Genomic DNA, 3,738 nt, shown 5'->3' with positions numbered 1-3,738 from the left:
CGGCTGCCCGAGGTCACGCGAGGGCTGCTGATGTATCGCTACCGCCGGATCGGGGAGGCCCGGGCGGCCGCCAGGGAGGCCGGGTTCCGGGGTGCGATGTTCCCGTGGCAGAGCGGGAGCGAAGGCGTCGAGGAGACCCAGCGCGTGCACCTCAACCCGCTGTCGGGCCGCTGGGAGCCCGATCTCAGCCGCAACCAGCGGCACGTCAACGCCGCGATCTTCTTCAACATATGGAACTACTTCCAGGCGACCAGCGACTACGCGTTCCTCGAAAGCTACGGCGCGGAGATGATGCTGGACATCGCCCGGTTCTGGGCGTCTATAGCGCACTTCAACTCCGCACGGGAGCGCTATGAGATCCACGGCGTGATGGGCCCTGACGAGTTCCACGAGAAGTATCCGGGCGCGCAGCAGGGCGGGCTGCGCAACAACGCGTACACCAACGTCATGGTGGCGTGGCTGTGCGACATCGCCGCGAAGCTGCCGTCGCTGCTGTCGGCGAGCAGCGCCGAAGGATTGCGCGCACGGCTCGGCATCGGTGACGACGAGCTGGCGCTGTGGCAGGACATGAGCCGCCGGATGTTCGTTCCGTTCGATTCCGGCGGAATCATCAGCCAGTTCGAAGGCTGGGATGAGCTCGAAGAACTCGACTGGGACGCCTACCGCGCGAAGTACGAGAATATCCAGCGGCTCGACCGGATCCTGCGCGCGGAGGGCGACGACCCCGATCGCTACAAGATCGCCAAGCAGGCCGATACGGTGATGCTCTTCTTCCTCTTCTCCGACGAGGAGCTGCGCGAGATCTTCGAGCGGCTGGGGTACGACTACGGTTCCGACACGGCCGCCAGGAACATCGCGTACTACGACCAGCGCACCTCGCACGGCTCGACGCTGAGCTTTGTTACGCACGCGGGAGTGCTCGCCGCCCTTGACCCGGAGAGCTCGTGGGAGCGATTCCTCGTCGCGCTCCGCAGCGATGTCGACGACATCCAGGGCGGCACGACACAGGAAGGGATCCACATGGGCGTCATGGCCGGGACACTCGAGGTGGTGCAACGGTATTACGCGGGCACCCAGATCCGCGACGGCGTTCTGTACTTCACCCCCAGGCTCCCCAGCGGGCTGGATGGCCTGTCGTTCCCGCTCCAATTCCGGGAGACCCCGCTCCTGGTCACGCTCGGCGGCGGCCAGCTGACAGTAGCTGTTCATCCCGACGGTGCGAGCCACCCGATACGGGCGGGGATACCGGGCGACGTTCGCGAGCTCTGCCCGGGGGACCGGGCCGTGTTCGGGCTGGCCTAGCATCGGTGGCGTGACCGACACGGTTTCGATCAGGGAACTGCGCGTCTCCGCGGTGATCGGGGTGCGCGACTGGGAGCGCGAGACCGAGCAGACGCTGGTGCTCGCCGTGGATATGGCGGCTGACGTGGCGAAGGCGGCCGCCAGCGACCGCATCTCTGACGCGCTGGACTACTCGGCGGTCGCGCAGACTGTCACGGATGTCGTGACGCAGGGCGAGTTCCAGCTGATCGAGACCGCCGCCGAACGCGTCGCGCGGCAGCTGCTCGCCGACTACCCGCTGGGCTGGGTGCGGGTGGAGGTGGCGAAGCCGCTGTCCCGCGACGGGTACACCGCCGTGGTCACCGTCGAGCGCGGCAGCCGGTAGCCCATCGGCAGCCTGGTTCTAGTAACGTGCGGATCATGCGGATCGGCCTGTTCGTCACTTGCCTGACCGACACGCTGTATCCCGACACCGGCAAGGCCGTGGTCACGCTGCTCGAGCGGCTCGGCCACCGGGTCGAGTTCCCGATGGCCCAGTCGTGCTGCGGGCAGATGCACTTCAACACCGGGTACCGCGCCGCGGCGGCGCCGATGGTGCGCGGCTTCGCGGCCGCCTTCGACGGCTATGAGGCGATCGTCACCCCGTCCGCGTCCTGCGCGGCCATGGTCCGGGAGTATCACCCCGTGCTGGCCGAAGGCGATCCCGCCCTGGCCCGCGACGTCGCCGCGCTCACCCCGCGGGTGCACGACCTGGCCACGTTCCTCACCGGCGTCCTCGGGGTCACTGACGTGGGCGCGTACTTCCCGCACCGGGTGACATATCACCCCACCTGCCACTCGCTGCGCATGATGCACGTCGGTGACGCGCCGCTGCGCCTGCTGCGCGCGGTCCGCGGCCTCGATCTCGTCGACCTGCCTGACGCGGAGACGTGCTGCGGGTTCGGCGGCACGTTCGCGGTGAAGAACCCGGACGTCTCCGCGGCGATGTGCGCGGACAAGGTGGCCGCGATCAGGCAGTCGCGGGCCGAGGTCGTGTGCGCCGGGGACAACTCGTGCCTGATGCACATCGGCGGCGCGCTGTCCCGGATGCGCACCGGAGTTCGGAGCATGCACCTGGCGGAGATCCTCGCGTCAGGGGACGCCGCGTGACCGGCAGCATGCCGACCTACCTCGGCATGCCCGCCTTCCCCGACGCGGCGAAGCGCGCGGTCGCGAACTCTCAGCTCCGCCGCAACCTCACCCACGCGACCACCGCGATCAGGACCAAGCGGGCGAAGGCGGTCGCCGAGCTCGACGACTGGGAGCAGCTGCGCCAGGCGGCGAAGGCGATCAAGGACCACACGCTGGCCAACCTCGGCACGTACCTGGTCCGCCTGGAGGAGAACGTCACCAGGGCAGGCGGCCACGTGCACTGGGCCAGGGACGCCGCCGAGGCCAACGCGATCGTGGCGGACCTCGTGCGGCAGGCCCACGCCGAGAAGGTCGTCAAGGTCAAGTCGATGGCCACCCAGGAGACGGGCCTCAACGAGGCGCTCGAGGCAGCAGGCATCACCGCGATCGAAACCGACCTCGCCGAGCTCATCGTCCAGCTCGGCGACGACCGGCCCAGCCACATCCTCGTCCCGGCGATCCATCTCAACCGGGCGGAGATCGGCGAGCTGTTCCGCCGCACCATGGACGACGCGCCGCCCGGCCTGACCGACGAACCGGCCCAGCTGGCCGCCGCCGCCCGCGCCCACCTCCGGCACGAGTTCCTGACCGCCACGGTCGGCATCTCCGGCGCGAACTTCGCGGTCGCCGACACGGGCTCGCTGGTCGTCGTCGAATCCGAGGGCAACGGCCGGATGTGCCTGACCCTTCCGGACACGCTGATCTCGGTGGTCGGCATCGAGAAGGTGCTGCCGTCCTGGCGGGACCTCGAGGTCTTCCTCGCGCTGCTGCCGCGCAGCTCCACAGCGGAACGGATGAACCCGTACACGACGATCTGGTCCGGCGTCGCGCCCGGCGACGGCCCGCAGGACTTCCACCTGGTGCTGCTCGACAACGGCAGGACCGACACCCTCGCCGACAAGACCGGCCGGCAGGCGCTGCGCTGCATCCGTTGTTCGGCCTGCCTGAACGTGTGCCCGGTGTACGAGCGGGCCGGCGGCCACGCCTACGGCTCGCCGTACCCGGGACCGATCGGCGCGATCCTGTCCCCGCAGCTGCGCGGCGTGGACTCCGCGATCGACGCGTCGCTGCCCTTCGCCTCGTCGCTGTGCGGCGCCTGCTACGAGGTGTGCCCGGTCGCGATCAACATCCCTGAGGTGCTGGTGGAGCAGCGGGCTCGCGTGGTGGAAAGTCACAAGCATTATCCGGAACGGATCGTGTTCGGTGCCTCGGGCTACGTGCTGCGCTCGCCGCGGCGGCTGGCCGCGGCGCAGCGCGTCGCCTCGCTCGGGCGGCTGGTCGCCGGGC

The 3,738-nt window shown here is 69.4% G+C and carries 4 protein-coding genes; all 4 read left to right on the top strand.

The genetic code is table 11. The features are described 5' to 3' along the window. On the top strand, positions 1-1,302 hold a 1,302-nt coding region (locus tag WA805_RS09045), incomplete at its 5' end, for a glycosyl hydrolase family 65 protein (protein ID WP_425242114.1). A gap of 10 nt (positions 1,303-1,312) precedes the next feature. Beyond that, a complete protein-coding gene (folB, locus tag WA805_RS09040; protein WP_422279001.1) occupies positions 1,313-1,666 on the top strand; it encodes a dihydroneopterin aldolase in 354 nt (117 codons plus the stop codon). Between the two features lie 35 nt (positions 1,667-1,701). Then, positions 1,702-2,430 carry a (Fe-S)-binding protein gene (locus WA805_RS09035; protein WP_422278999.1) on the top strand — a complete coding sequence of 243 codons (729 nt, stop codon included), beginning with the start codon at positions 1,702-1,704 and terminating at the stop codon, positions 2,428-2,430. 26 nt (positions 2,431-2,456) lie between these two features. Then, positions 2,457-3,738: lactate utilization protein B (locus tag WA805_RS09030; protein ID WP_425242115.1), on the top strand; the 1,282-nt coding region annotated here is incomplete at its 3' end.

The organism is Trebonia sp., from assembly GCF_049794275.1.
Taxonomy (GTDB): domain Bacteria; phylum Actinomycetota; class Actinomycetes; order Streptosporangiales; family Streptosporangiaceae; genus Trebonia.
The sequence above is the reverse complement of the archived record's forward strand: the minus strand, read 5'-3'. Positions and strand labels throughout refer to the sequence as shown.